Annotated in this window: 20 protein-coding genes and 1 tRNA gene; 11 read left to right on the top strand and 10 right to left on the bottom strand. The window is 75.0% G+C overall.

All coding sequences use genetic code 11. The annotated features are described in order from the left end of the window. Positions 1-83 precede the first annotated feature (83 nt). The 4 genes from V1L54_RS25860 to V1L54_RS25875 form a co-directional block, all read right to left on the bottom strand. A complete protein-coding gene (locus V1L54_RS25860) occupies positions 84-1,547 on the bottom strand; it encodes an SDR family oxidoreductase (RefSeq protein ID WP_330120543.1) in 1,464 nt (487 codons plus the stop codon). A gap of 83 nt (positions 1,548-1,630) precedes the next feature. Continuing rightward, positions 1,631-2,527, bottom strand: a complete 897-nt coding sequence (locus V1L54_RS25865; protein ID WP_330120544.1) for an SDR family NAD(P)-dependent oxidoreductase — start codon at positions 2,525-2,527, stop codon at positions 1,631-1,633. A 56-nt stretch (positions 2,528-2,583) separates the two neighbouring features. Then, positions 2,584-3,405, bottom strand: coding sequence for an enoyl-CoA hydratase/isomerase family protein (locus V1L54_RS25870; RefSeq protein ID WP_330120545.1), 822 nt, complete (start codon positions 3,403-3,405; stop codon positions 2,584-2,586). A gap of 227 nt (positions 3,406-3,632) precedes the next feature. Next, a tRNA-Leu gene (locus V1L54_RS25875) sits at positions 3,633-3,717 on the bottom strand. A 151-nt stretch (positions 3,718-3,868) separates the two neighbouring features. Between V1L54_RS25875 and V1L54_RS25880 the strand changes: the two genes are divergently transcribed. The 3 genes from V1L54_RS25880 to V1L54_RS25890 all read left to right on the top strand — a co-directional run bounded on the left by V1L54_RS25880 (position 3,869) and on the right by V1L54_RS25890 (position 6,671). Further along, positions 3,869-5,215, top strand: coding sequence for a M20/M25/M40 family metallo-hydrolase (locus V1L54_RS25880; protein WP_330120567.1), 1,347 nt, complete (start codon positions 3,869-3,871; stop codon positions 5,213-5,215). A 199-nt stretch (positions 5,216-5,414) separates the two neighbouring features. Further along, on the top strand, positions 5,415-5,648 hold the full coding sequence (locus V1L54_RS25885; RefSeq protein WP_330120546.1) for a chaplin: 234 nt from the start codon (positions 5,415-5,417) through the stop codon (positions 5,646-5,648). 156 nt (positions 5,649-5,804) lie between these two features. Next, the gene (locus V1L54_RS25890) at positions 5,805-6,671 is read left to right on the top strand and encodes a chaplin (protein ID WP_330120547.1); all 867 of its coding nucleotides are present in this window, start codon (positions 5,805-5,807) and stop codon (positions 6,669-6,671) included. 87 nt (positions 6,672-6,758) lie between these two features. On the opposite strand, the gene V1L54_RS25895 is transcribed toward V1L54_RS25890, so the two are convergent. Then, positions 6,759-6,947, bottom strand: coding sequence for a DUF5703 family protein (locus V1L54_RS25895; RefSeq protein ID WP_100204177.1), 189 nt, complete (start codon positions 6,945-6,947; stop codon positions 6,759-6,761). A gap of 47 nt (positions 6,948-6,994) precedes the next feature. Here V1L54_RS25895 and V1L54_RS25900 point away from each other — a divergent pair, with 47 nt between their 5' ends. Continuing rightward, positions 6,995-7,804 carry a hypothetical protein gene (locus tag V1L54_RS25900; protein WP_330120548.1) on the top strand — a complete coding sequence of 270 codons (810 nt, stop codon included), beginning with the start codon at positions 6,995-6,997 and terminating at the stop codon, positions 7,802-7,804. On the opposite strand, the gene V1L54_RS25905 is transcribed toward V1L54_RS25900, so the two are convergent. Both V1L54_RS25905 and V1L54_RS25910 read right to left on the bottom strand, forming a co-directional pair. Further along, a complete protein-coding gene (locus tag V1L54_RS25905) occupies positions 7,801-9,897 on the bottom strand; it encodes a helix-hairpin-helix domain-containing protein (RefSeq protein WP_443076789.1) in 2,097 nt (698 codons plus the stop codon). The two genes, V1L54_RS25900 and V1L54_RS25905, sit on opposite strands and share 4 nt — an antisense overlap. Further along, a complete protein-coding gene (locus tag V1L54_RS25910; protein ID WP_330120549.1) occupies positions 9,894-10,877 on the bottom strand; it encodes an aldo/keto reductase in 984 nt (327 codons plus the stop codon). Before V1L54_RS25910 ends, V1L54_RS25905 begins: the two co-directional genes overlap by 4 nt. Positions 10,878-10,952: 75 nt before the next feature. Here V1L54_RS25910 and V1L54_RS25915 point away from each other — a divergent pair, with 75 nt between their 5' ends. Together V1L54_RS25915 and V1L54_RS25920 are read left to right on the top strand one after the other, a co-directional pair. After that, positions 10,953-12,002: an LLM class F420-dependent oxidoreductase gene (locus V1L54_RS25915; RefSeq protein ID WP_330120550.1), complete on the top strand. Its 1,050-nt coding sequence runs from the start codon at positions 10,953-10,955 to the stop codon at positions 12,000-12,002. A gap of 241 nt (positions 12,003-12,243) precedes the next feature. Continuing rightward, positions 12,244-13,125, top strand: a complete 882-nt coding sequence (locus V1L54_RS25920) for a ferritin-like domain-containing protein (RefSeq protein ID WP_330120551.1) — start codon at positions 12,244-12,246, stop codon at positions 13,123-13,125. On the opposite strand, the gene V1L54_RS25925 is transcribed toward V1L54_RS25920, so the two are convergent. Beyond that, complete coding sequence (locus V1L54_RS25925) at positions 13,103-14,107, bottom strand: magnesium and cobalt transport protein CorA (RefSeq protein ID WP_330120552.1); 1,005 nt, start codon at positions 14,105-14,107, stop codon at positions 13,103-13,105. The genes V1L54_RS25920 and V1L54_RS25925 overlap by 23 nt on opposite strands. An 82-nt stretch (positions 14,108-14,189) precedes the next feature. Between V1L54_RS25925 and V1L54_RS25930 the strand changes: the two genes are divergently transcribed. The 4 genes from V1L54_RS25930 (at position 14,190) to mshC (ending at position 17,873) form a co-directional block, all read left to right on the top strand. Continuing rightward, positions 14,190-14,894, top strand: a complete 705-nt coding sequence (locus V1L54_RS25930; protein WP_330120553.1) for a histidine phosphatase family protein — start codon at positions 14,190-14,192, stop codon at positions 14,892-14,894. Between the two features lie 156 nt (positions 14,895-15,050). Beyond that, complete coding sequence (locus V1L54_RS25935; protein ID WP_330120554.1) at positions 15,051-15,641, top strand: DUF3090 domain-containing protein; 591 nt, start codon at positions 15,051-15,053, stop codon at positions 15,639-15,641. Beyond that, positions 15,605-16,501, top strand: a complete 897-nt coding sequence (locus tag V1L54_RS25940; RefSeq protein WP_330120555.1) for an SCO1664 family protein — start codon at positions 15,605-15,607, stop codon at positions 16,499-16,501. The genes V1L54_RS25935 and V1L54_RS25940 overlap by 37 nt, the downstream gene beginning before the upstream one ends. A gap of 142 nt (positions 16,502-16,643) precedes the next feature. Continuing rightward, the gene (mshC, locus tag V1L54_RS25945) at positions 16,644-17,873 is read left to right on the top strand and encodes a cysteine--1-D-myo-inosityl 2-amino-2-deoxy-alpha-D-glucopyranoside ligase (protein WP_330120556.1); all 1,230 of its coding nucleotides are present in this window, start codon (positions 16,644-16,646) and stop codon (positions 17,871-17,873) included. Positions 17,874-17,963: 90 nt separating this feature from the next. On the opposite strand, the gene V1L54_RS25950 is transcribed toward mshC, so the two are convergent. After that, entirely contained in the window at positions 17,964-19,073 is a 1,110-nt protein-coding gene (locus V1L54_RS25950; protein ID WP_330120557.1) for a PAC2 family protein, read from the bottom strand. Positions 19,074-19,454: 381 nt separating this feature from the next. Here V1L54_RS25950 and V1L54_RS25955 point away from each other — a divergent pair, with 381 nt between their 5' ends. Next, positions 19,455-20,453 carry an aldo/keto reductase gene (locus V1L54_RS25955; protein ID WP_330120558.1) on the top strand — a complete coding sequence of 333 codons (999 nt, stop codon included), beginning with the start codon at positions 19,455-19,457 and terminating at the stop codon, positions 20,451-20,453. Positions 20,454-20,463: 10 nt separating this feature from the next. On the opposite strand, the gene V1L54_RS25960 is transcribed toward V1L54_RS25955, so the two are convergent. Next, the gene (locus V1L54_RS25960; protein WP_330120559.1) at positions 20,464-20,979 is read right to left on the bottom strand and encodes a DinB family protein; all 516 of its coding nucleotides are present in this window, start codon (positions 20,977-20,979) and stop codon (positions 20,464-20,466) included. Positions 20,980-21,298: the final 319 nt, after the last annotated feature.

Here is a 21,298-nt window from a genome sequence, read left to right on the forward strand (position 1 = left end):
GGAACAGGGTTTCCGGGTACCCGGGCCGTCGGCCGGCATGGGACGCCGGGTACCGGTACTCCGGATATCTGCTGGTCAGAGGCTCACGGCAGACGCAGCGGCGGAAGTCCGGCCAGGCCGAAACCCCCGTCGGCACGTACGGCGGTTCCGGTGACATATCCGGCGGCGTCGCTCACCAGATAACTGATCCAGGACGCGACCTCCTCGGCCGTGCCGACCCGGCCCAGTGGAATTCTGGACAGCCAGCACCGCTCGAACCCGGTGCTCACGATCGACGACATCGGCGTGCGGATCAGACCGGGCGCCACATGATTGACGCGAATGCCGTACCGTCCCGCGGTGGCCGCCAGGCAGCGTGTGTAGTGCGCCATGGCCGCCTTGCTCGCCCCGTAGCTCTCCATGTGTCGCACCAGCGCCGCCGACGCGCCGACGGAGCTCACGCCCACGACCGAGCCGGGTATGCCCTGTTCGATCCAGTACCGCACGAGTTCCTCGGCGAACGCCGCGTACCCGTGGAGGTTGAGCGCGAGGGAGCGGTCCCGCACGTCCGCCCCCGACTCCGGCCGGTCGAGCGCGAAGAGCCCCGTCGCGTACACCAGGGCGTCGACACGTCCCGCGGCGGCGACCGCGTCCCGCACCGTGCGGGGCACCGACTCCGTCCGCGAGACGTCGAGGGGCAGCACCCGGTGCCGGGGCGCCGCCCCGGCCGGTGCGGGTCCGGAACCCAGCTCGTCCGCCAGCTCCGCCAGTTCCGCGCGGCGGCGGGCCACCAGGACCGTGCTCGCACCGCGCCGGGCCGCGCTCACCGCCGCCGCCCGGCCGATGCCGCTGGAGGCGCCGACGACGAGCACGGTCCGGCCGCGCAGGTCGAAACCCCGCGCCGCGGGCTCCCCGGCCGCCGCGGGCTCCCCGGCCCTCCCGGCGCCCCCGGGAGGGCCGCCCGGAGCGGCCGGCGGGATCATGCCCAGTCCCATCCCGCCGTCGACATGGAGCGTGTCACCGACGGTGTAGGAGCACTCCGCGGCGATCAGCTGCCGCACCGCCGCGGAGAGGTCCTCGGGCCGGGCGGCGCGCCGGAGCGCGAGATGCCGCAGCACCTCCGCCCGCCGCACCGGGCCGTCCGGGCCGCACGGGCCGTCCGGGCCGTCCAGAAACGGGGCGACACCGAGGCGGAGCTGGTTGAGCAGGACCCCCCTGGGGGCCAGCCGGGCGGCGAGATGGCGCCAGAAGGCGAGATCGCCGGCGCGGTCGGCCGCGTGACCGGGATCGGTGGCGGCGTGCACCTCCGGGCCGAAGTCGGTGACCAGCAGCATGCGTCCGGTACCCCGCTCGGCCATGGCCCGGGCCGTCTCCGCCACCGCCCGCCGGTCCAGCGGACGGCTGTCCCCCCGGCGCCCGCCGTGCCCGAGGACCCGCTCCCCGGTCAGCATCGCGCAGCAGACACCCGGGGTGCCGGGTCCGGTGCCGCCGGGACCGGTCACCCGGAGCCCGGCCGAGCGCAGGGCGTCCTCGACGATGTCCGCGCCGGGCGCCTCGCGGTTCAGCACGAGGGCCGGGCCCCCGTGGGGCGCCGGGGCGCCGGGCCCGGGCGCGGTGCGGGGGCCGGCCGCGGTGCCGGCCGGGTGCGTGGTCACATCGCCCCCGCGTCGACGTCGACCGCGCTGCCCGTCACTCCGGAGGAGAGGTCGGACAGCAGGCAGAGGATCTGCTGCGTCACCTCGGGAACCAGCAGAAGACGCCCCAGCGCGGTGCCCCGGACCGAGCGGCGCACATAACGCTCCCAGGTCAGGTCGGCGGGACCGTGGTGGCGGCGCAGGCTGGCCATGAAGTCGCGGCCGTACCGGTCCTCGTCGTGGACGGCGGGGGTGTCGGTCAGTCCCGGGCACACGGAGTTGACCCGGACGCCGAACGGGCCGAGTTCCTGGGCCAGCGCCCGCATGAAGCCGATGATGCCGGACTTCGCGGCGCAGTACGCGGTGTTGGACGACAGGCCGCGCTTGCCCGCGGTGGAGGACAGCAGCACGATCGAGCCCCGGCGGCGCTCCATCATGCCGGGGACCACGAGCCGGCACAGCCGGAACGTGCCGGTCAGATTGATGTCCAGGGTGCGCTGCCAGTCCGCCTCGTCCTGCTCGCACAGGAAGACCTGCCGTGTCGCGTGCACGACGCTGTTGACGAGGAAGTCGGCCGGTCCCAGCTCGGTCTCGCAGCGGCGCACGGCCGCCGCCAGCGCCGGGCCGTCGGCCAGGTCCGCCGGTGCCACGACCGCCTGTCCGCCCGCCTCCGCGACCGACGCCGCCACCTTCTCCATGGCCGCTCCGTCGCGGCTCACCAGCCCCACCCGGGCGCCGTACCGGCCGAGTTCGAGGGCGACCGCCGCGCCGATGCCGCTGCTGGCCCCGGCGACCAGGGCGGTACGGCCCGCGAACAGCGCGGGGTCGAAGCCGGGGCGCGGGAGGATGTCCGGGTGGTTCTCCGGGGCGGGCGGGGCCGCCGGCTCACGGGTGGGCGCGGTCTCGTCGTGCACGGGTCTCCTCGTCTGGGGGTGCCGGGCGGCCGGGCGGCCGGGATCTCCGGGGCGGCTCACCTTCCGGTGAACCTGGGCGGACGGCGCTCCAGATAGGCGTGCGGACCCTCCCGGCCGTCGTGGTATCCGTCCAGGCACTTGGCGTGGTAGGCGTCCTGCAGCCGGAGCCCGAACTCCGCGGGCGCCTGCCAGGCACGGTCCCGCAGCTCCTTGAACATGCCGAAGGCCCTGGTGGGGCCGCTGCCGAGGGCGGCGGCGAGGTTCTCCAGCTCGCTCGCGAAGTCCTCCGCCGGCACCACGCGGTCCACCAGGCCGATCCGTTCCGCCTCCGCCGCCCCGACCAGCCGGCCCGTCAGGAAGATCTCGGTCGCCCGCGCGGGGCCCACCACCCGGGGCAGCAGCACGGCGTTGCCGACGTGCCCGAGGCGGCTCAGACAGCTGCCGATCCTCGCCTCGGACGAGGCGAGCCGGTAGTCCGCCGCGCAGGCGATCTCCGTGCCGGCGCCGACCGCCGCGCCGTTGAGGCCGGCGATCACCGGCTTGGGGGCCCGCAGGATCTCCTCGCAGACGCGCAGGTAGTAGGAGTCCCGGCTGCCCGGGAAGGAGGCCGCCCGCGCGTGGTTGCCCGCCATCAGCTCCCGGAGGGACTCGATGTCGTCCCCGGCGCAGAACGCCGGGCCGCTGCCGGTCAGGACGATGACGCGGACCGTGTCGTCGCGTGCCGCGTCGACGACCGCGCGCAGCAGCTCCGCTCCCAGCTCCTGGTTGATCCCGTTGCGCCGGTCCGGGCGGTTCAGCGTCAGCTTCGCGATGCCCTCGTGCGTCTCGACGGTCAGTGGGCCACTGCGCACCGACGGCTCCGCGGCGGTCTGCGTCACGCCTTCACACCCCTCACGGCTCTCATCCGGGACGTCCGGTGGTGTCCGGATATCGGAGCCCAGGCTAGGAGCGGTGCGTCGCGGCCACATGTGCCCCGGAGTACTGGTTTCCGTACCGCTCCCGTACCGGAGGGACCTGCCGTCCGGGGAACCGCGCGGGCGGCCGGGGAAAACCGAGACGGTGCCGACCGGGAACCGGCCGACACCGTCGGTGGATGCAGCGTGTGTGTCCGGAGGGGGACTTGAACCCCCACGCCCGATAAAGGGCACTAGCACCTCAAGCTAGCGCGTCTGCCATTCCGCCACCCGGACAGGATGTGAGCCGTCGGCCGCAGCCGTGGCGACGTGTAAACCATAGCACTGGCCGGAGGCCGGCCGATCACCCCTGCCGCTGTGCCGCGGCCGGTGGAAGCGGGAGGATGGGGCGGACCCCGCTACAGGAGGAGGCAGTGTGAGCGGCAGTGTGAACGAGCCGAACGCGACCGCGGCGGAGGCCGGCCGCGGTGAGGCCGTCCGCGGCGAGGAGGAGGTCGTCGGCCTGTGCCGCGACCTCATCAGGATCGACACCAGCAACCACGGCGACCACTCCGGGCCGGGGGAGCGGGCCGCGGCCGAGTACGTGGCGGAGAAGCTCGCGGAGGTGGGGCTGGAGCCGAGGATCCTGGAGTCCCACCGGGGGCGCGCCTCGACCGTGGCCCGGATCGAGGGCGAGGACTCCTCGCGGCCCGCCCTCCTGATCCACGGGCACCTCGACGTCGTCCCGGCGAACGCGGACGACTGGACCCACCACCCGTTCTCCGGCGAGATCGCCGACGGCTGCGTGTGGGGCCGCGGGGCCGTCGACATGAAGGACATGGACGCGATGACCCTGGCGGTCGTGCGCGACATGCTCCGCTCCGGCCGCAGGCCGCCGCGCGACGTCGTGCTGGCCTTCCTCGCCGACGAGGAGGCGGGCGGCACCTACGGGGCGCGCTTCCTGGTGGACCGGCACCCGGAGCTGTTCGAGGGGGTGACCGAGGCGATCGGCGAGGTCGGCGGCTTCTCCTTCACCGTCGACGAGAACCTGCGGCTGTACCTGGTGGAGACCGCCCAGAAGGGCATGCACTGGATGCGGCTCACCGTCGAGGGCACCGCCGGGCACGGCTCGATGACCAACACGGACAACGCGATCACCGAACTGTGCGAGGCGGTCGGACGGCTGGGGCGGCACCGCTTCCCGGTACGGATGACCAAGACGGTCCGCTCCTTCCTCGACGAGCTCTCCGACGCCCTGGGCGTCGAACTGGATCCGGAGGACATGGACGGGACGCTGGCGAGGCTGGGCGGTATCGCCAAGATCATCGGGGCGACCCTGCGGAACACCGCCAATCCCACGATGCTCGGTTCGGGGTACAAGGTCAACGTCATCCCCGGCCAGGCCACCGCCCATGTCGACGGGCGCTTCCTGCCCGGGTACGAGGAGGAGTTCCTGGCCGACCTCGACCGGATCCTGGGGCCGCGGGTGCGGCGCGAGGACGTGCACGCCGACAAGGCGGTGGAGACCACCTTCGACGGGGCGCTGGTGGACGCCATGCAGTCCGCGCTGCGGGCCGAGGACCCGATCGCGCGGGCCGTGCCCTACATGCTCTCCGGGGGCACCGACGCCAAGTCCTTCGACGACCTGGGCATCCGGTGCTTCGGTTTCGCCCCGCTGAAGCTGCCGCCGGAACTGGACTTCGCCGGCATGTTCCACGGTGTGGACGAGCGGGTGCCGGTGGACGGCCTGCGCTTCGGCGTACGGGTGCTGGACCGCTTCATCGCCCAGTCCTGACCGGCACCGTCCGGTGCCGGCCTCCGCTCCCGGTGCCGGCCGTCCTGGCGGCCGGCACCGGGAGCGATCCCGTTCGCCACTGTGTACGACCGTCCCCGGGTCGGGTGAAAGCCCTCACGGACCGTAGCTCCTCTCCTCCGGTGTCGTTACAGGGGGTGCGGTCCGCGGCTGGGACCGCGTTGCCAACGAGGAGGAACCAATGATCAAGAAGGTTGCCGCTGTCGCGGCCGCCGCCGGCGGTCTGGCGTTCGCGGGCGCCGGCGCGGCCATGGCCGGCGCCGGCGCCGAGGGTGCCGCCGTCGGCTCCGGGGGGATCGGCTCCGGCAATGTCGTCCAGGTGCCCGTCGACGGCCCGGCGAACGCCTGTGGCAACACGGTCAACGTGATCGGGCTGATGAACTCCGCCTTCGGCAACTCCTGCGTCAACCACTGACGTCGCGACCGGGCCCGCGCGGGTCCGGCGCACGGCGGCCCCGGAGTGCGCGCCATGCGCCCCGGGGCCGCCGTTTCGGGCGGAGCGGCCGGCAGACGCCTTCCGCCCGCCATCCCACACACCACCACGCACCGTAGAAGGCAAGGGGAAGTACACATGCGACAGGTCACCAGGAAGGGCCTGATCACCATCGCGGCGGCCGGCGGAGTGCTGGCCATCTCGGGCGGGCACGCTCACGCCGACGCCGGCGCCGAGGGCGCCGCCATCGGCTCCTCGGGCGTGCTGTCCGGCAACACCGTCCAGGCGCCGGTGCACGGCCCGGCGAACATCTGCGGCAACACCGTGTCCGCGGTCGGCGCGCTCAACTCCGCGTACGGCAACGAGTGCGCCAACCTGGGCCACGGGCAGCGCACCGAGAGCCACCGCCACGACGGGGGGCACCGCCACGACGGGGGCCACCGCCACGCCGAGGGCGCCGGGCACACCGAGGGCGCGACGGCCCGGGGGGTGGCCAGGGGCTCCGACGGGCTGCTGGACATCGGCTCCGGCAATGTCGTCCAGGCCCCCGTGAAGGGCCCGGCGAACATCTGCGGCAACTCCGTCACCGCCGGCGGCGGGCTCAACTCGGCCTTCGGCAACGACTGCGTCAACGAGGGCTCCGCGCCCGCGCCGGTCACCGAGAAGCCGAAGGCCCCGGAGAAGCCCGAGAAGCCGCAGGAGCAGGACTGCGAGGAGGAGCCCGGGAACAAGGGCAAGCCGGGGCACGAGGACCGCGAGGACAAGGAGAAGGGCAGGGACAAGCCGGCGGACAAGGAGCGGGAGCAGGAGCAGGACGAGGAGCGCGAGCCCGCCGCCGAGGCCCCCGGCCGGGACGACGACTCCCGGGACGACGTCCAGGTGCCCGTCGAAGGCCGCCTGGCGGAGACCGGCGCGCCCGCGCTGGGCACGATCCTGCCGGTCAGCGCCGGTGCGCTGCTCGGCGGCGCCGTGCTCTACCGGCGTGCCCGCGCGGCGCGGAGCTGACCCCGCGCTCCGTGCCGCACCCCGCGCACGACGAGGAGCGGACCCCGCCCCCTGCCGGGGCCGGGGTCCGCTCCCGTGTGAGCCGCGTCACCAGGTGGCGCGCAGCTGGCGGATGACCCGCCGCCGCAGCCGCACCTGACGGCTGCCGTCGGAGTTGAGCCTCAGGCGGTCCAGTTCCCAGTGCCCGTACTCGGCATGGTCGGTCAGCAGACGTGTCGCGGCCTTGCGGGAGACCCCGCGCGGGACGTACACATCACGAAATTCGTATTCCGGCATCACATCTATTGTGCGTGCGGGGCCCGAGTACGGATAGCGTCTGCACTATGTCTGATGCTGCGCAGCCCAGTGCTGCCGAGGTACGAGCCGCCGCCGAAGCGTTGAAGACCGCGCTGGACCGTCACCTCGAAGCCGTCGAACGACGGTCTGCCGAGGGAGCCACGGACGCCGAGGCCGCCCGGGCCGACGCCGCCGTCCACGCCGCCTTCGACGAACTCGCCGCGGCGGGCGAGGCGTACGACGAGCTGTTGTACGACGTCTACGACGAGGTCACCCCCTTCGAGGTTCCCGGGGGCGACACCATGCCCGCCTACACCGGACCGGAGGAGCCCGCCGCCCTCACCGTCCTGATCCGCCGCGACTACACCGTGGTCGAACCGCAGCGGCTGATGGCCCAGGCACAGCGTGTCACCGAGCTCGACCCCGACTCGGCGGACACCGACGCGGAGGCGCTGGAGGGCCCCTTCGCCGGAAGCGGGGCGCACGCCGCGCTCGGAGTGCTGTTCGGCGAGTACGAACCGGACGAGATCGCCACCCGGCACAAGGAGTTCGGCCTGGAGGAGGGCGACTCCACGATGTGGGTGATCGCGAGCGAGGAGCCCGCCGAACCGGGGGAGTGGCTGAGCGCGCCCTTCGAGTCGGCCGACGCCGAGCGGGTCGTCTGCCGCTTCGACGTCAGCGCCGTCTTCGACGAGGACGACTTCTACGTCGGGGGCGCCGCCGCCGACGCCGAGGAGGAGGCCGACGACGGGGACGACGAGGACCTCGAGGAACTGGAGGACCTCGAAGAGCTCGACGACACCGACAGCCCCGACGACACCGGCCTCGGGGACACCACGCGCCGCGGGAGGGCCTAACCCGCCGCGTCCGGTGCCCGGTCCGCCCCCGGCTGCGCGCGCAGCAGCGTACGCAGCCGGGTCGTACGCTCCGGAGCCGGGATCCGGGCCACCGCCTCGGGCAGCGCCCGCTCCACGCCGTGCACCACGGACAGATGCCGCTCACCGCGGCTGAACGCCGTGTAGACCCAGGCCCGGTTCAGCGCCGGGACCGCGTCGCCCGGCAGCACCACCACGGCCGCCGGCCAGCGGGTGCCGACGGCCTGGTGGGCGGTGAGCGCCCAGCCGTGCCGTACGGTCACCGCCACCCGCTCGCGGGGGACGGTGACCGTACGGCCGTCGCACTCCAGGCGCAGCCCCTCGGTGTCTCCGGAGACCACCGTGCCCGGTACGGCGCGGCCCGGGGCGGGGGAGTGGACCACCCGGTCGCCCGGGTCGAAGCCGCCGAACCGTCCGGGGCCGGGGTTGAGCCGTTCCTTGAGCGCGGCGTTGAGCACCCGGGTGCCCGCGGCGCCGCCGTGGCCGGGCGTGATCACCTGGGTCCGCGCGGCGGGCACCCCGAGCGCGCGCGGCACCGAGTCGGCCACCAGCTGCACGGTGCGGTGCACCGCCTCCCCGGCGTCGCGCACCGGGACGATCACCACCTCCCGGCCGGGCGCGGCCACCTCGTTCAGCTCCCCGATCGCGATGCCCGAGACCAGTTCGCCGACCGGGCCGGGATCCGGGGTCCGGGAGACGACGTGCGGGCAGACCCGCGCCGCCAGCAGGTCGGCCAGCACCCGACCCGGTCCGGCCGCCCCGAGCAGGTGCGGATCCCCGCTGAGGACCAGCCGTGCCCCGTCCGGCAGGGACTCCACCAGCGCCGCCGCCCGTTCGGCGTCGAGCTGGGGGGCGTCCAGGACGACGAGCAGGTCCAGCGCGTACGCGCCCTCCTCGTCCCGCCCGGGGCCCTCCCGCCCGGCCAGCAGGCCGTCCACGGTCACCGCCGCCGGAGCCGCCTCCGCGCCCGCGGAGCCGCCGTCCGCGGTGCCGTCCCCGCCGTCCTGCCCGCCGCCGTCCGCGAGCAGCTCCGCCAGCCGCCGCCGGCCGTCCTCGCCGTGCGCCGCCGCGTACGCCCGCAGCCCCAGGGAGCGGGCCGCGGCGACCAGGGCCGCGGGCTCGGCGCGCGCGGCCTCGCCACCGGTGTGGGCGACCAGGCCGCTGTGCGCGGCCGCGCGGAGCAGTTCCGCCGCCGACGGGGTGGGCGCCTGCGCCGCGGCCTCGGCCCAGCGCCGCGCGTCCTCCTCGTCGGGCGGAGTGAACGTGCTGGTCAGCCGGGCCAGACCATCGGCCAGGCTCTCCTCGGCGAGGGCGTACCGGTCCAGGCCGAGCAGCAGCCGTACGGGCCGCTCGGTCTCCTCCCCGGCCTCCCCGGCCCCCTGGTGGCCCGGACCGCCGTCCGACCCCTCCGCGCCACCGGGGGCGGCCCCGGAGGGCCCGGAGGTCTCCTCGGCGTCCTCGAAGACCAGCACCGTGCCCGAGTCGACCGCCTCGCCCACCGCACCGTCCGGATCCGGCACGGTGTACCGGGCCAGCTCCCCGGCGAGGGCACGGGGGGACAGCACCGTGTGCCCGGCCAGCGCCGCCCGCTCCAGCAGCCACACCACGAGCGCCCGGGTGCGCCGCTCGTCCCCCGGACCGGCCTGGCCGCCCAGCAGCGCCCGGGCGAAGCCGTCCGCCTGCTCCGGCCGTACGCCGGGGACGGCCAGCAGCTGCCACGGGTCGGCGCGCAGCACCTCCTCGGCCCCCTCGCCGAGCACCGCGGCGGCCCGGGGGGCCAGTTCCCCGGGCACCCCGCCGCCGGTGAGCAGTGCGGTCAGCTCCTCGGGGACCGCCACCGGAGTGCCCTCGGCCGGGGAGGCGCCGGGAGCGGGGACGGGGCGGGAGGCCGGTGCCGCGCGCCGGGGTGCGGGCTTCGGTTCGGCGAAGAACTCGGCGGCGGACCGCTCGCCGCTCTCCACGGCGCGGACGGCCGCCATGAGCTCGGCGGCCCGGCCGCCGGCGTCCTTGGTGTCGTCCCCGGTGCCACCCGGGATGTCGGCGCTGTCGGCACTGTCGGTACCGGAGGCGGTCAAAGCGTGCTCCAGTCGTGATCGGGATAGCGGTGCACCGGGGCCGACACGTCGTCCAGCGCCCGGCAGATCTCGTCCGGAAGCGTAAGGCCCTCCACTGACAGCGCCTCGTCGAGCTGCCGCGCCGTCCGCGCGCCGACGACCGGCGCGGCCACTCCGGGCCGGTCCCGCACCCAGGCCAGTGCCACCTGGAGCGGGGTGACGGCCAGTCCGTCGGCCGCGGTGGCGACCGCGTCCACGATCCGGGCCGCCGCCTCGTCGAGGTAGGGCGAGACGAAGGGGGCCAGCCGCTCCGAGGCGCCCCGCGAGTCCGGCGGGGCGCCCCCGCGGTACTTGCCGGTGAGCACCCCCCGGCCCAGCGGCGAGGAGGGCAGCAGCCCGACCCCCAGGTCCAGCGCGGCGGGCAGCACCTCCCGCTCCACCCCGCGCTGCAGCAGCGAGTACTCCAGCTGGGTGGCGGCCAGCGGGGCGCGGGTGCCGGGCGCGGCGAGCTGCCAGGCGGCGGCCTTGGCCAGCTGCCAGCCGCAGAAGCCCGCCACCCCGGCGTAGCGGGCCCGGCCGCTGCGCACCGCGGTGTCGACCGCCTGGAGGGTCTCCTCCAGCGGGGTGACGGGGTCGTAGGAGTGGATCTGCCACAGGTCCACGTAGTCGGTGCCCAGCCGCTCCAGCGAGGCGTCCAGGGCGGCCAGCAGATGGCCGCGCGAGCAGTCGACGCGGCGGTCGGGGTCCGGCACGCTGCCCGCCTTGGTGGCGATCACCACATCCCGGCGCGGCACCAGGTCGCCCAGCAGCCGGCCCAGCAGGTGCTCGGCGCCCCCGTCGGCGTACACGTCGGCGGTGTCCACCAGCGTCCCGCCCGCCTCCCAGAAGGCCTTCAGCAGGTCGGCCGCCTCCCGCTCCCCGACGTCCCTCGCCCAGGTGAGCGTGCCGAGGCCGATCCGGGATACGCGGAGGCCGGTGCGGCCCACGTGCCTGTGCTCCATGGCCGTTGAGCGTACTTGCGGGGCCGCGCTAGAGTCCCGGGGACAGGAACGTTACTGATCGGTAAGGGGAGCGCGATGCGGCTCGGGATCAACCTCGGCTACTGGGGCGCCGGGATGGACGCGGACAACCTCGCGGTCGCCCAGGAGGCCGACCGTCTCGGCTACTCCGTCTGCTGGGCCGCGGAGGCCTACGGCTCGGACGCCGCCACCGTGCTGGCCTGGGTCGCGGCCCGGACCGAGCGGATCGACGTCGGCTCGGCGATCTTCCAGATCCCCGCCCGCGCCCCCGCCATGACGGCGATGACCGCCGCCACCCTCGACACCCTGAGCGGCGGCCGCTTCCGGCTGGGCCTGGGCGTCTCCGGACCGCAGGTCTCCGAGGGCTGGTACGGGGTGCGGTTCGACAAGCCGCTCGCCCGCACCCGCGAGTACGTGGAGATCATCCGCAAGGCGATGTCCCGGGAGCGCCTGACCCACTCCGGCGAGCACTGGACGCTGCCGCTGCCCGACGGCCCGGGCAAGCCGCTCAAGCTCACCGTGCACCCCGTCCGCGAGCACATCCCGGTCTACATCGCCGCCATCGGCCCGAAGAACCTCGAGCAGACCGGCGAGATCGCCGACGGCGCCCTGCTGATCCTCTACTCGCCCGAGCACGCCGAGGAGACCACCCTCGGCGCGCTGCGCGCCGGACGGGAGAAGGCCGGGAGGACGATGGAGGGCTTCGACGTGGTGCCCACCGTGCCGCTGGCCGTCGGCGACGACCTCGACGCCCTGGCCGACACCTTCCGCCCGTACACCGCGCTGTACGTCGGCGGCATGGGCAGCCGCAGGCAGAACTTCTACAACCGGCTGGCCCAGCGCATGGGTTACGAGAAGGAGGCCGCCGAGATCCAGGACCGGTACCTGGCCGGCGACAAGGACGGCGCCGCGGCGGCCGTGCCCCGGCGGCTCATCGACTCCACCACCCTGATCGGCCCCGTCGAGCGGATCGCCGACCGGATGCGGGCCTACGCCGAGGCCGGGGTGACCACCCTGACGCTCGCGCCCGCCGGCTTCACCCTGGACGAGCGGCTCGCCTCGCTGCGCGCCGGGGTGGCGGCACTGGAGCGGTCCGGGCTCGCCTGACGGCGGACGGCGCGCCCGGACCGGCGCCGGAGAGGTCCGCGGCCGTGGTGGGGGCTCGGGGTCATCCCCGCCACGGCCGTCCCGGGCACAACGGCCCGCGGCCCGGAGGGTTACGCGCGGCGGCGGCGGACCCTCCGTTCGGCCCATGCGGCGGCCCCAGCTGTTGCCGCCGAGGCGGCGCGCCGCTTGACTCGGTTCCGGTGGAGACGATCCGTTGGACACGTCCGTGGAGGTACCGGTCATGCGCTGGACGGCGGGTCTGTTCGAGGGCCTGTACGAGGAGGCCCTCCGGAACGACGCGGCCTTCGCGCTGCTGTGTTCGCTGACCGCCGCCGCCGAGGCCCGCAACGGCCGGGAGAACCGGCGGATCGCCGTGCTCGTCCCCCGCGGGCAGCGCGACCTGGCGCCCGGTCTGGCCGGACACGGCGAGCAGCAGGGCCGGCACGCCCGGCTGCTCGCCGGACTGCCCGCGACACGCGGACTGTCCCCGGTCGAGGTGCCTCCCGAGACGGACCACGCGCGGTCGCTGGACCTGCTGCTGGAGCGGCGGGGCGGTTGCCCGGCGCACGGCCGGCTGCGCCGCGGGGAGCCGCTGAAGGAACGGGACGTCATCGCCCACCTCGCCCACGGCTACGTCGCCGAGACCCGGGCCGCGGCCTGGCTGGCCCGGCTCGCCGGGCACTGCGCGGGCCGTCTCGAACTCGCCCGCCCGCTGGCGGAGGTCCTCCGGGCCAAGGGGGCGCACCTCGAACACTGCCGGCAGGGTCTGCTGCGCTTCGTCCGCGCCGGGCACGGTGCCGCCGTCCGGTGGCTGCTGCGGGAGAACGCGCTGGCGGAGAGCCGCGTCCACCGGGACACCGGCCTCGCCGTACTGGCCCGGCTGGGAGGGCTGCTGGACTGGAGCATGACGAGGTCGGTGGCGCTGGAGACGTGGACGAAGGGCCGGTACGCGTACGAGCGGCTCACCGGCGTGCGCGACGCCTGGTGCCGTCTGCCGTCCGGCGGCCTCCCCGTCGCCGTCGTCCCGTCTCCGCCGCCGTCCCGGCCGGCCGCCGTCCTGCCGGGGACCCCGCCCGCCGTCCCGCCCGCCGACCGGGCGCCTACAGCCAGCCCCGGCGTCTGAACGTCCGGTACAGCCCGGTGCACACACCGGCGATCAGGAGCAGCACCGCCGGATAGCCCCACGGCCGGTCCAGCTCGGGGAGGTGGGCGAAGTTCATGCCGTAGACCCCGGTGATCATGGTGGGGGCGGCGGCCATGGCCGCCCAGGCCGAGATCTTGCGCATGTCGCTGTTCTGCCGGACGCTCACCTGCGTCAGACAGGCCGAGAGGATGTCGGACAGCAGCCGGTCCATCGCCTCGGTCTGGTCGTTCACCCGGATCAGATGGTCGCCGACGTCGCGGAAGAACGGACGCGAGCGGTCGGGGACGAACGGCACCCCGGCCCCCGTCAGCCGTTCCATCGGCTCCACCGCCGGGCCGGCCGCCCGGCGGAACTCCAGCACCTGACGCTTGAAGGCGTAGATCTCGCGGGCGCCGGCGCTCCCGCGCCCGCCCCCGGCGGCGGGCGCGGGAGCGAGGACCCGTTCCTCCAGTTCGTCGAGGTCCGTGCGCAGCAGCGCGGCCACGTCCAGGTACCCGTCCACCACCGCGTCGCTCACCGCGTACAGCACGGCGGCCGGGCCGTGCCGGAGCACCTCCGGCTCCCGCTCCAGCCGCTCGCGCACCTCGCACAGCGGATCGATGCCGCCGTGCCGCACGGTGACCACGAAGGAGTCGCCGACGAACAGCATCAACTCCCCGGTGCGCACGGCGCCCGCCGCCTCGTCGTACGCCACGGGCCGGAGCACCAGGAACAGCGAGCCGTCGTAGGTCTCCAGCTTCGGGCGCTGCCGCGCAGACAACGCGTCCTCCACCGCCAGCGGGTGCAGTCCGAACGCCTCGGCGACCGCGGCGAGCTCCTCCTCACCGGGGTCGGACAGCCCGACCCACACGAAGTCGCCGGCGGCACCCCGGACGGCCTCGACCGCCCCGGGGAGGTCTCCGGAGTCCTCGGTGCGGTGCCCGTCCCGGTAGACGGCGCGGTCCACGATCACATCCGCCATTCTTCCCCGGGCCGCCCGGTGCGACCCTGCACCCGGGACACCCGGAGCGGTGCCGTCCGGGCCCTCGCCTACGCTGGCTGCCATGCCCACGCTGCTCCTCGTCCGGCACGGCCGGTCCACCGCCAACACCTCCGGGGTGCTCGCCGGCCGCACCCCCGGCGTCCTCCTGGACGAGCACGGCGCCGCCCAGGCCGCCGCGCTCCCGGCCCGGCTCGCCCCGATCCCGCTGGCCGCCGCCGTCCACAGCCCGCTGGAACGCTGCCGGCAGACCCTGGAACCGCTGGCCCGGGCCAGACCGGAGCTGCCGCTGCACACCGAGGAGCGGATCAGCGAGTGCGACTACGGCGACTGGACCGGCCGCAAGCTCGCCGAGCTGGGCGAGGAACCGCTGATGGCCACCGTCCAGCAGCACCCCTCCGCGGTGGCCTTCCCCGGCGGGGAGACGATGCGCGGCATGCAGGCCAGGGCGGTGGACGCGGTACGGGAGTGGAACGAGCGCATCGAACGGGAGCACGGCGCCGACGCCACCTATCTGATGTGCTCGCACGGCGACATCATCAAGGCGCTGGTCGCCGACGCCCTCGGACTGCACCTCGACCTCTTCCAGCGCCTGCACGCCGAGCCCTGTTCGGTCACCGCCGTCCGCTACACCCCGCGGCGGCCCTTCCTGCTGCGGCTGGGCGAGACCGGCGACCTCTCCTCGCTGGCCCCGCGCGAGGAGGACGCCGCGCAGGGGGTGCCCGAGGCCGGGGGCGACGGGCGGGCCGCCGTCGGCGGCGGAGCCTGAGACGGGAGCGGGGGCCGCGCGGACAGCGGGGCCGGGGCCGGTACGGCGCCCGGGGCCCGGCGGCCGGTACGGTGATCAGCGCACGGTGGTCGGCACGGTGATCGCCGCGCGCAGTAGGGTGCCAGTGACCCAGCAGTCGACCCGTTGGAGCAGGACGTGTCCCGTCAGGTGTTCCTCTACGACCACCCGGAACGCTTCGTGGCCGGTACGGTCGGGCTGCCTGGCCGCCGCACCTTCTACCTCCAGGCGTCCACGGCCGGCCGCACCACCAGCGTCGCCCTGGAGAAGGCGCAGGTCGAGGCGCTCGCCGAACGCATCGACGAACTTCTGGACGAGGTCGTGCGGCGCACCGGCGGCAGCGCCCCGGTCCCGGCCGTCGCACCCGCCGAGGCGACCGACACCGCGCCGCTGGAGACCCCGGTGGACGAGGAGTTCCGGGTCGGCACGATGGCGCTCGCCTGGGACGGCGAGGACGAGTGCGTGGTGGTGGAGGCGCAGGCCCTGGTCGAGCTGGAGGTCGAGTCCGAGGAGGAACTGGCCGACGCCGAGGAGCGGCTGCTGCGGGACGACGAGAACGGTCCGCCGGTCCTGCGGGTGCGGATCAGCGGCACCACGGCCCGGTCCTTCGCCAAACGCGCCATGGAGGTCGTCAGGGCGGGCCGCCCGCCGTGCCCGCTGTGCAGCCTGCCGCTCGATCCGGAGGGACACGTATGTCCGCGCCAGAACGGATACCGCCGCCAGCCGTGACACCCGGCCCGCCGGTGACCGAACTGCTGGCCCGCGGTGAGCTGACGGTGCGCGGGCGGCTGGCCGGGGCGTCCAACGCGGTGCTGTACTGCACGGCCGCCCGTGCCGGACACGAGGTGCCCTGCGTCTACAAGCCGGTGCGCGGGGAGCGCCCGCTGTGGGACTTCCCCGACGGCGACCTGGCCCGGCGCGAGGTGGCGGCGTACGAGGTCTCCGAGGCGCTGGGCTGGCGGCTGGTGCCGCCGACCGTGCTGCGCGACGGCCCGTACGGCGAGGGCATGTGCCAGCTGTGGATCGGACCGGCCCCCGACGGCTCCGGGGAGCACGGCGCCTCCGGCAACCCCGGCGCCTCCGACGGGCCGGAGGGCTCCCTCGCCGGAGGGCTGCTCGCGCTGGTGCCGGGTGAGGAGGCGGGGGAGGGCTGGAAGCCCATCGGACTGGTCGAGGTGGACGAGGACCGCACCGCGCTGCTGGTGCACGCCGACGACGCGCGGCTGCGGCGGCTCGCCGTCCTCGACGCGGTGATCAACAACGCCGACCGCAAGGGCGGGCACCTGCTGACCACCCCCGACGGGCGGCTGTACGGCATCGATCACGGGGTCACCTTCCACACCGACGACAAGCTGCGCACCCTGCTGTGGGGCTGGGCGGGCGAACCGCTGCCCGCCGAGGCGGTGGCGGCGCTGCGGCGGCTGTCCGCGGCGCTGGCCGGCGACCGTCCCCTCGCCACCCGGCTGGCCGCCCTGATCACCCCCGCCGAGCTGGACGCCCTGCGCAGGCGGACCGGCGACCTGATCGACACCGGCCGCCACCCGCTGCCCGGCGGGGACTGGCCCGCCATCCCCTGGCCCCCCGTGTGACCGGTCCGCCCGGCAGCCCGCACCGGCCGCCCGCGGCGGCTCCGCCCTTCCCGTGACCGGCGGGCCGGACGGACGGCGGGTCCCGGCCATGGCGCGGATCCCCACTCGTGGGCACCACCAATCGCCGGTTACGCTCATGACCATGCATGCCTGGCCCGCTTCCGAGGTGCCCGCCCTGCCAGGTCAGGGCCGCGACCTCAGCCTCCACGACACCGCGACCGGGGGACGTGTGACCCTCGCCCCCGGCCCCGTCGCCCGCCTCTACGTGTGCGGCATCACGCCGTACGACGCCACCCACATCGGGCACGCGGCGACCTACAACGCGTTCGACCTCGTACAGCGCGTATGGCTCGACACCAAGCGGCAGGTCCACTACGTGCAGAACGTCACCGACATCGACGATCCGCTGCTGGAGCGGGCCGTCGCCAACGGTGACGACTGGACCGTGCTCGCCGAGCGTGAGACGGCCCTCTTCCGCGAGGACATGACCGCCCTGCGGATGCTCCCCCCGAAGCACTACATCGGCGCGGTGGAGTCCATACCCCGGATCGTCCCGATCATCGAGCGGCTGCGCGACGCCGGCGCCACCTACGAACTCGACGGCGACGTCTACTTCTCCGTCTCCAGCGACCCCCACTTCGGCGAGGTGTCCCGGCTGGACGCCGAGACGATGCGGCACCTGTCGGCCGAGCGCGGCGGCGATCCCGGCCGCGCAGGCAAGAAGAACCCGCTCGACCCGGTGCTGTGGCTGGCCGCCCGCGACGGCGAGCCCTCGTGGGACGGCGGCTCCCTCGGACCGGGCCGCCCCGGCTGGCACATCGAGTGCGTCGCCATCGCCCTCGAGCACCTGGGCATGGGCTTCGACGTCCAGGGCGGCGGCTCCGACCTGGCCTTCCCCCACCACGAGATGGGTGCCTCGCACGCCCAGGCACTCACCGGGCAGCACCCCTTCGCCAGGACGTACGTGCACGCCGGAATGGTCGCCCTCGACGGCGAGAAGATGTCGAAGTCCAAGGGGAACCTGGTCTTCGTCAGCCGGCTGCGCCGGGCCGGGGTCGACCCGGCCGCCATCCGCCTCACCCTGCTGGCCCACCACTACCGTTCGGACTGGGAGTGGACGGACGCCGTCCTCGACGAGGCGGTCGAACGGCTCGGCCGCTGGCGTGCCGCGGTCTCCCGTCCCGACGGGCCGCCCGCCGGGGAACTGGTCGCGGAGATCCGCGCGGCCCTCGCCGACGACCTCGACGCGCCCGCCGCGCTGGCCGCCGTCGACCGCTGGGCCGGACGCCAGGAGACGGACGGCGGCACGGACACCGGCGCGCCCGGGCTGGTCTCCCGGGCCGTGGACGCCCTGCTGGGCATCGCTCTCTGACCGCTCTCTGACCGCTTTCCGACCGCCCTGTGACCGGCGGTCCCGTCCGCGCCCGGCCGGAGCACCGGCGACCGGCGCGGACGGGACCGGTCAGCCGTCGTCCCGCCCGCCGGAGGCGTCCGGCCCCTCCCGGCCCTCGGAGCCGTCCCGGTTCTCCGGGTCGTCCTGCCGCTCCGGAGCGCCTCCGCCCTCCTGGGACTCCTCCGCCTGCTCCCGCGGCTCCGCCTGCTCCCGCGGCTCCTGCGGCCGCGCTGGGCGGCCCGGACCGCCGGAGGTCTCGCGCAGGTACGAACCGCCCTCAGTGGCCGTCGTACCGCCGGAGGCATGGCCGCCGGGCTGGCCCGGCTGGCCGTCGCGCCTGCGCAGGTAGCGCTCGAACTCCTTGGCGATGGCCTCGCCCGACGCCTCCGGCAGCTCCGCGGTGTCCCGGGCCTCCTCCAGGGACTGCACGTACTCGGCCACCTCGCTGTCCTCGGCGGCGAGTTGGTCCACGCCCAGCTGCCACGCCCGGGCGTCCTCGGGCAGCTCGCCCAGCGGGATCCGCATGTCCAGCAGGTCCTCCAGCCGGTTGAGCAGGGCGAGCGTCGCCTTGGGGTTGGGCGGCTGCGAGACGTAGTGCGGCACCGCCGCCCACAGACTCACCGCCGGCACGCCCGCGTGGCCGCACGCCTCCTGGAGGACGCCGACGATGCCGGTGGGGCCCTCGTAGCGGGACTCCTCCAGATCCATGGTGCGGGCCAGGTCGGCGTCGGAGGTGGTGCCGGTCACCGGGACCGGCCGGGTGTGCGGGGTGTCGCCGAGCAGCGCGCCGAGCACCACCACCATCTCCACCCCGAGTTCGTGGGCGAAGCCCAGCAGTTCGTTGCAGAAGGACCGCCAGCGCATGCTCGGCTCGATGCCGCGCACCAGCACCAGGTCGCGGGCCCGGCCCCGGCCGCCGGTCTCGCCGACGCGCACCACCGACAGCCGGGTCGTGGGCCAGGTGATTCTGCGCACGCCGCCCTCCAGCCACACCTGGGGGCGGTTGACCTGGAAGTCGTAGTAGTCCTCGGCGTCCAGCGCCGCGAACACCTCGCCCTTCCACTCCCGCTCCAGATGGGCGACCGCGGCGGAGGCGGCGTCGCCGGCGTCGTTCCAGCCTTCGAACGCGGCCACCATGACCGGGTCGACCAGCTCGGGCACCCCCTCGAGCTCGATCACCCAGTGCCTCCTTCCGGCCGACCGGAGCGCCACGCTCCGTACCGGCTGACGTTCCCTTGCCCTGCGTACTGTGCGGCCCCCAGCCTACGGCGTCACCGTGCCCGGCCCGCAGCCCCCGCAAGCGTTTCCGGCGCGAGTCGGAACGGAGCGGAGGAGAAGAGTCCGAATACCGCCGCGAGTGTCCGGACACCACCTTCCGGGAGCACGCCGGTCCCCGGAACCGATCACCCGGACCGGCCTTCGGACCGCCGGCGGGCGGGACCGCGGCGGTCCTTCGCGCGAGTTCTTCCGGCTCCCGCGGGAATGGTCGTCATGCGCGCAGGGCGACGGCCGGGGACGGGACGGCCGGAACCGGAAGACGGCGGAGGACGGGAGAGGACCATGACGCGACCGGACGGCACACGGGAACTGGGCGGCAGCGGGGTGCGGGTGCCCCCGCTCGGCCTCGGCTGCGCCCCCCTCGGCAACTTCCACCGCACCGTCGGCGAGGAACAGGCCCGCGCGGTCGTCGACGCCGCGCTGGCGGAGGGCCTGGCCTATCTGGACACCGCGCCGCACTACGGCGTCGGCCTCTCCGAGGAGCGCCTCGGCCGTGCGCTGGCCGGCCGGGACCGCGGCTCGTACGTGATCTCCACCAAGGTCGGCCGGCGGCTGCGCCCGCTCGAGCCCGGCGAGGAACCGCCCGACCCGGAGGGCTTCCTGGACACCCCGCCGCGCGCCCGGGTGTGGGACCTGAGCCGGGACGGCATCCGGGCCACCGTCGAGGCATCCCTGGAGCGGCTGGGCACCGACCGGGTGGAGATCGTGCTGCTGCACGACGTGGAGGACCACGTCCGCGAGGTGTACGAGACCGGTTTCCCGGCCCTGGCCGAGCTGCGCGCGGAGGGAGCGGTGGGCGCGATCGGCTTCGGCATGAACCACAGCGACCACCTGGCCCGCTTCGTCGCCGACCTCGACGTCGACGTGGTGCTGTGCGCCGGCCGCTGGACCCTGCTGGACCACCGGGCGGCCTTCGACCTGCTGCCGGTCTGCGCCCGGCGCGGCACCTCCGTGATCGTGGGCGGGGTCTACAACTCCGGGCTGCTGGCCGACCCGCGCACCGGCGCCGAGTACAACTACCGTCCGGTGCCGCCGGACGTGCTGGAGCGGGCCCGGCGGATCCAGGCGGTGTGCGAGGAGTTCGGGGTGCCGCTGCGGGCGGCCGCGCTGCGCTTCCCGTTCGGCCACCCGGCGGTGGCCTCGGTGGTCGTCGGCGCGGCCACCGGGGCGGAGGTGCGGGACAATGCCCGGATGTTCGCGCGGCCCGTGCCGGACGGGCTGTGGCACGCGCTGGTCGAGGCCGGGCTGCTCGGGGAGGACCTCCCGCTGCCGGCGGGCTGACCGGCGGATGTCAGCGGGTCACGTCGTGGAGGTGGTGGACGGGGTCGTGGATCATGTACCGGGCGAGGGTCTCCACGGTGAAGCGGGAGCCGTCGCTCCGGTCGCCGGTACGCAGCCACTGCTCGCCCGCCACCGCCTCGAACCGGGCGGCCAGCGCCTCGCCCGCCGCCGCCAGCTCGTCGGCCACCCGGCGCGGGTCCTGCTCGCGGTAGCGCTCGGCGACGGCGGTGGCGTCCTGGTCCCAGTCGGGGAAGGCCGGGCCGTCCTCGGCGAGCATCAGCCGCAGCCGTTCGTCGAAGACCCGGAAGACGTCCCGGACGTGGCAGCCGTACTCCAGCGGTGACCAGACGTCCGGCGCGGGGCGCTCGCGCGCGTCGGCGCGCTCCAGCACCGGCCGCCAGGCCGCGGCGTTCGCGCGGATCAGACCGGCTACGTCCGTGCCCCGGACCGGCCGGGTGTCGAAGCCGCACTCGGGGCAGGGGCGGTCCAGCACCCAGGTCCAGTTCTTGGTGTCGGGGGTGATCATGCCGGCCAGCATCCCGCAGCCGGCCTTTCAGCACCAGCGAGTGTTCCTTCACCGGACGGTTCAGCACTCCTTAACGGCGTGGGGCCGGCGCCACGGGTGCCGGAACCGTCCACGTCTCGGAACGCTCCCGGCCCCGGCCGTCCCGCCCGATACCCTGACCGGGTGCGCTTCCGTACGGAAGGCGCATAGCCGACAGCCGTCGCACTCCAGGGAGCCCTTCATGGCAGCCTCGCCCACTCCGTCCGACCTCACGTCCACTCCGGTGTCCGCCTCCGCCCCGCCCCCGGGACCGTCCCGGGAGTCCAGGGCCGCCGCTCTT

This window comes from Streptomyces rubellus, from assembly GCF_036323805.1.
Lineage (GTDB): Bacteria > Actinomycetota > Actinomycetes > Streptomycetales > Streptomycetaceae > Streptomyces.

Excerpts from the sequence above, each read along its gene's own strand:
- V1L54_RS25940 (WP_330120555.1), top strand. The coding sequence starts at position 15,605 with ATGTCCGCGCCAGAACGGATACCGCCGCCAGCCGTGACACCCGGCCCG.
- V1L54_RS25895 (WP_100204177.1), bottom strand. The coding sequence starts at position 6,947 with ATGCCGGAATACGAATTTCGTGATGTGTACGTCCCGCGCGGGGTCTCC.
- V1L54_RS25910 (WP_330120549.1), bottom strand. The coding sequence starts at position 10,877 with ATGGAGCACAGGCACGTGGGCCGCACCGGCCTCCGCGTATCCCGGATC.
- V1L54_RS25885 (WP_330120546.1), top strand. The coding sequence starts at position 5,415 with ATGATCAAGAAGGTTGCCGCTGTCGCGGCCGCCGCCGGCGGTCTGGCG.
- V1L54_RS25920 (WP_330120551.1), top strand. The coding sequence starts at position 12,244 with ATGCGCTGGACGGCGGGTCTGTTCGAGGGCCTGTACGAGGAGGCCCTC.
- V1L54_RS25915 (WP_330120550.1), top strand. The coding sequence starts at position 10,953 with ATGCGGCTCGGGATCAACCTCGGCTACTGGGGCGCCGGGATGGACGCG.
- V1L54_RS25890 (WP_330120547.1), top strand. The coding sequence starts at position 5,805 with ATGCGACAGGTCACCAGGAAGGGCCTGATCACCATCGCGGCGGCCGGC.
- V1L54_RS25930 (WP_330120553.1), top strand. The coding sequence starts at position 14,190 with ATGCCCACGCTGCTCCTCGTCCGGCACGGCCGGTCCACCGCCAACACC.
- V1L54_RS25900 (WP_330120548.1), top strand. The coding sequence starts at position 6,995 with ATGTCTGATGCTGCGCAGCCCAGTGCTGCCGAGGTACGAGCCGCCGCC.
- V1L54_RS25960 (WP_330120559.1), bottom strand. The coding sequence starts at position 20,979 with ATGATCACCCCCGACACCAAGAACTGGACCTGGGTGCTGGACCGCCCC.
- mshC (WP_330120556.1), top strand. The coding sequence starts at position 16,644 with ATGCATGCCTGGCCCGCTTCCGAGGTGCCCGCCCTGCCAGGTCAGGGC.
- V1L54_RS25955 (WP_330120558.1), top strand. The coding sequence starts at position 19,455 with ATGACGCGACCGGACGGCACACGGGAACTGGGCGGCAGCGGGGTGCGG.
- V1L54_RS25925 (WP_330120552.1), bottom strand. The coding sequence starts at position 14,107 with ATGGCGGATGTGATCGTGGACCGCGCCGTCTACCGGGACGGGCACCGC.